The following is a 4,621-nucleotide window of genomic DNA, read 5'->3' on the forward strand; positions in this document are numbered from 1 at the left end:
ACGAGCAAATACAGTGTTGTCACAACCGTTGAACAAATTGCAGCGGTTTTCATTCCGAGCCCGACAACAATACCGACGGCCATTACGGCAAAGGAAATCAGTGTGACCCGCCAAATAGTTTCTATGTCATAGGACACCCAGTAGGCAAAGTTTGAGTTGCCGAAGCGGCTGCGAAGCAGGAGCAGGCAAGCCAGATACAACACAGGGAACAGGCTCATTAGCGGTATTGGCCAGCCATGATAGAGGGTGGAACCGACGAGAAGTTTCCCGGATACGGTGTAAGACAGCGCCAGCGATTCGGTAAAGTCGATGGGAACCACGAGAGATAGTAAATACAGGCATAGGCCGACGAAATAGCTGATTGAGCCTGCAAAAATTACGAAGAACAGCGGCATGCCGATGAAGAGATGAGCGATAGGCGCCAGGGTAAGAAAATGCATCAACAGCCTATATGTCTTTGGTCTGTTATCCCTGTTATTTTCAGTCTCAGCATTTTCAGCTTTAGCCTTGGCCGTATTGTTATCAGGCATCTTATCATTGGGTGTCTTATTGTGAGACATAGTGCCCTCCTGGAACGCTGAAGATAAGCGTCTTATTAACGTCCATTGTTCTGTTTCAGCAAGAAAAGTGCGATTGGAATGCCCTTTCTCTTTGATTTTCATCATAGATTGGTTTCGTCTAACCGGATGAGGGTTTATGCGTGTTTGTGAGTAAGGTCTCTCTGAATCCGGGGAGAGTGAATGTGTTTTATTTATACTTGTAATAGGCTTGAGCTGATGATGACCAACGGACAACTCTGATGCCGGACATGAGTCTGTTTCACTCCAAGAATACCAAACTGGAAGTTGATCTAAGAAAGTATCTCTTTGCCAGAGGCTTTCGCTATCGCCTTCATGACAAAAGGATGAAGGGCACTCCCGATTTGGTATTTCCAAAATACAAAGCCGTGATTTTTGTACACGGATGTTTTTGGCATGCCCATGAAAACTGCTCCCATGCATCTATTCCGAAAACCAATACAGAGTTCTGGCTTACAAAGTTCGCAAAGAATAAAGAAAGAGATGAGTTAGCACTTAACTGGCTTGAGTCTCAAGGTTGGCGTGTACTTACCCTCTGGGAGTGCGCAATTCGAAGGCCGGAACAGTTTTGCTTTGATGATTTGTTGGATTTTGTGGAGTGCTGGCTGGTGGGAGAGGCTAGATCTTGTGAGGTTTCGGGACGAAATGAATTACCAATACTTGATCTAGCCATCATCGATGAACACTATGCCTGAAGGTCAGTTAACAGGTCTTGAGTTAATTGCAATGATTCACTGGAATAATGCAACTTTCGATGGCAGTTGGGGCAAAGGGCGACGCAGTTATCAACGACATCGGGTCCGCCATCAGCAAGCCTGATAAGATGGTGAACCTCTAGATAGTCTTTGCCACTTTTGGTTTTAAATGGTGCAGGCTCCTTGCAAAGCTCACATTGTCCATTTGCTCTGTCGAGAACCCAGCCCTTTACCTCAGGTGAGCGTTCGTATTTTACAATGTTTCCAAAACTAGTTTTTGGCTCTTTGATTCCTTCAGGTAATGACTTACGTTTTTTTTGACGGTAAGAATCTACTTGAGCTTCAAAAGGCACCTCCTCATTAATAGGACGATTTTCTAGTTCGGCAAGTATATCTTCGATTGCTGAAGTTACGTTGCGGCCAACATTTTTGGCGGGTTTTAACCCTGCAACCCAATCGCGATCATGAAGTAGGAATATATAGGAGATATTCTGCATTCGGTATTCATAAGCTTTTTCCGAACGGCCGAATTGGTTTGAGAGTTCCCGGTAGAATGCTTTTTTGTTACAGCTTTGGCCTTGCTGTTGTAACGTGTACATCTGTAAGTAGACATTTATAGTGGCTTTTAACTCTTCCTTGGTCCATCGATCTCGCATGTTAAGATACAACTCGTTGATATAAAACGAGAGTTATATTAACACTCTTGTATATAAGACCTATTGATTAATGTCTAATTAATAATACTTGAATGTATGGATGATCATCGGTGACGATTAATATTCAAAGGGGATAATTTACCCATAAACCTCCTCCAGATACCGCAAGATATCTTTCGACTCAAACATGTCGACACCAGTGTTGGGATCCATTAGATAGGGAACCTGGACATTGCCGTGCTGTTTGAAGAACTCGTCCCGTTTGGTGTTCGGCAGTGGTTTGTAGGGTTTCAGGCTCCAGTGAAACTGGGCCGGACCCATGTCGGAGAATTGCTGCTTGCCAAGATTGATCAGGATGTAGGTCAGCTCAAGCTCGCACAGCTTTTCGCGGACCGGGCGGGAGAACGGGCTGGATTCGAAACTGTACAGGATCAGCGGCAGATCAGGCTGTTGTGATGGCGGAGTTGATTGTTTGCGTGAACGACGAGCCTTGATGCCTGCGCCTAGCCTGACTCCAGATGCCAGTTTAGATGTCAGGGTACTTCTGAGTTGTCCGAGGCATGCTTTGGGAGGCTTGGTCCCTCTGTATTGCTGGAAAAGGTGATCGATGATGCCTTCAGCCCCTTGGACGATGTTTGGGTTGTTAGAATCGACCAGAACGGGTGGGGTGGCACCGTTGAATGCTGATTTCAGCTTGGCTAGATTTTCTCCGCCTTCAGGGCAAGGAGCGATAATCACATTCAAATCGAACTCGGTAAGTACTTCACGAACGAGACGGCATCTCGAGTCACCTTCCTGATCAAACAGAATGAGTGTTTCTTCCGGTTGCTCGGTGTGTTTGCTGGCAACGGTTCCGCGCCAGAAACGGTAGGTGGAAGCCAGTGAAGATGTCGTGATGTTCAGCAAATGGTTCATGTACTCACCTGTGATCCGCTTTAGTTCGTTAAGAGGGATGGAGTTATGTATAGAACAAATAAAGCTGTTTCACTGAGTATTTAATCTAAAAAAGTAATGATTGGCTACTTTTTATTCATGCATGCTCATATTGAACAGTGGCAAAATCGCTATCCACCAATCCACGGCCAGCGTTTTTGTACTTCATGCACTTTCTTGCCAAGAATAATCTCTCTGATATCTGCAACAAATTCTTCGATAATGTTGCCAAATTCGCCTTTTCTGCAGATAACAGCCAGCTGCCGTGTGATGCCGGGGGCGGGCAAAGGCTGGCACTCAAGCTTGTCGAGCAGTTCCAACTGGCGGGCCAGAAAGGTGGGGGTGGTTAGCGACCAGCCCAAGCCTTCGGCTACCATTCCCAGAACGTTATCAGCCCTGTCGAGGGAGAACTGGCTTTGCGGTTTGTAGTTTCGCCACCGCAGCCAGTTGTTGGTCTGGGTGCCTGTCGGTGTCCAGTTCTCATAGGCGATATAGGATTGGTGTTTGGCCAGCCACTGAATCTCTTTCGGCTCCCAGCTTGAGGGAGTAACAACCACATATTGTTCACTGAGCAGCGGGAACATGGCGAGCTCCTGAGGGATATCCTGATTGGTCATCGAGATGATGATATCCACCTTGCCCGATTGCAGCGAAGCAAGTAGTTCCGGCGCAGTCCCTGTCATCTGGTTGATGTGGGCGACCTTGGGCTGAAGGTATTTGAGCAGTGCAATTCCGGCTACCTGAGTTACCGAATCAACCATGCCGATCCGTAACCGCGGCAGCTTGCCTTTTTCGATGGAATGCATCCAGTCTTGCAGCTTGCGCGATTCCGCCAGTAGCTTGCTGCCTTGCTCGTATAGCTCTCGGCCTGACAGGGTGAGCTTGATTGGGCGTTTGCTCCTGTCCAGCAGTTTGCAGTCCAGCAAATGTTCAAGGCTTTGGACCAGTTGAGAAACTGCCGACTGGGTTTGGTTGAGGTGTTGGGCCGCTTTGCTGAACGAGCCGGTTTCGACCACAGTGATAAAAGTTCTGAGTTGGCGAAGATCAAATGCAATGGAATCCATATCAGCCTGTACTATAAGTCTAACTAATACTCTGCATTATATTCCCCACTGGTATCCAAGTACGGATCTAGTTCAAATAATCCGTATCAGCCTTGCCATAGAATCGAATCAACAGGGCTAGTCAACAAAGCTATTCAACAAAGAATATGGCAGAAAACCGCAGGATTGAATCATGAGAAAAGAATCTGATGTATTAGGTGAAATGATGTTGCCGGACGAGGCGTATTACGGTATTCAGACTGTACGTGCCCGGGATAACTTTGCGGTTTCCGGTCGTACGGCGGTGGATGTTCCTCATTACCTGTGGTCAATAGCTGCGATCAAGCAGGCTGCAGCTAAGGCTAACTGCAAGATTGGTGCACTGGATGAAAAGCTGGCTGATGCCATTGTACAGGCTTCGCATGAGGTGATGGATCATCGTTTTGATGACCAGTTCCCTATCGATATTTTTCAGGGCGGTGGTGGTACGTCTACCAATATGAATGCCAATGAGGTGATTGCCAATCGTGCCAACGAAATTATCACCGGCCTGAAGGGTTATGACCAGGTGCATCCCAATACGCATGTCAACATGGGACAGTCAACCAATGACGTGATCCCGGCGGCAATGAAGATGACTTGCCGCCTGAACTTGCACCAGTTGATCAATGAAGTGGCTGCACTGGAAGCCATGCTGGAGGAGAAAACTCAGGCTT

6 protein-coding genes are annotated in these 4,621 nt (G+C 47.1%); 2 read left to right on the forward strand and 4 right to left on the reverse strand.

What is annotated here, in order from left to right; genetic code table 11:
• Nucleotides 1-560 (reverse strand): hypothetical protein (locus tag MHN01_RS17240; RefSeq protein WP_239412472.1); only part of this gene is annotated, 560 nt, incomplete at its 3' end.
• Between the two features lie 239 nt (nt 561-799).
• Between MHN01_RS17240 and MHN01_RS17245 the strand changes: the two genes are divergently transcribed.
• On the forward strand, nt 800-1,273 hold the full coding sequence (locus MHN01_RS17245; protein ID WP_239412473.1) for a very short patch repair endonuclease: 474 nt from the start codon (nt 800-802) through the stop codon (nt 1,271-1,273).
• Here the strand turns inward: MHN01_RS17245 and MHN01_RS17250 are convergent.
• From MHN01_RS17250 to MHN01_RS17260, 3 genes are all read right to left on the reverse strand, one after another.
• The gene (locus MHN01_RS17250) at nt 1,264-1,929 is read right to left on the reverse strand and encodes an HNH endonuclease signature motif containing protein (RefSeq protein ID WP_239412474.1); all 666 of its coding nucleotides are present in this window, start codon (nt 1,927-1,929) and stop codon (nt 1,264-1,266) included. The genes MHN01_RS17245 and MHN01_RS17250 overlap by 10 nt on opposite strands.
• Nucleotides 1,930-2,067: 138 nt before the next feature.
• Entirely contained in the window at nt 2,068-2,844 is a 777-nt protein-coding gene (locus MHN01_RS17255; RefSeq protein ID WP_239412475.1) for a glutathione S-transferase N-terminal domain-containing protein, read from the reverse strand.
• Between the two features lie 149 nt (nt 2,845-2,993).
• Nucleotides 2,994-3,926 (reverse strand): LysR family transcriptional regulator, encoded by a 933-nt coding sequence (locus MHN01_RS17260; protein WP_239412476.1) that lies wholly within the window; start codon nt 3,924-3,926, stop codon nt 2,994-2,996.
• 172 nt (nt 3,927-4,098) lie between these two features.
• On the opposite strand from MHN01_RS17260, the gene MHN01_RS17265 reads away from it, so the two are divergent.
• On the forward strand, nt 4,099-4,621 hold a 523-nt coding region (locus MHN01_RS17265), incomplete at its 3' end, for a lyase family protein (RefSeq protein ID WP_255725312.1).

Source organism: Photobacterium sp. OFAV2-7 (assembly GCF_022347985.1).
Taxonomy (GTDB): Bacteria; Pseudomonadota; Gammaproteobacteria; order Enterobacterales; family Vibrionaceae; genus Photobacterium.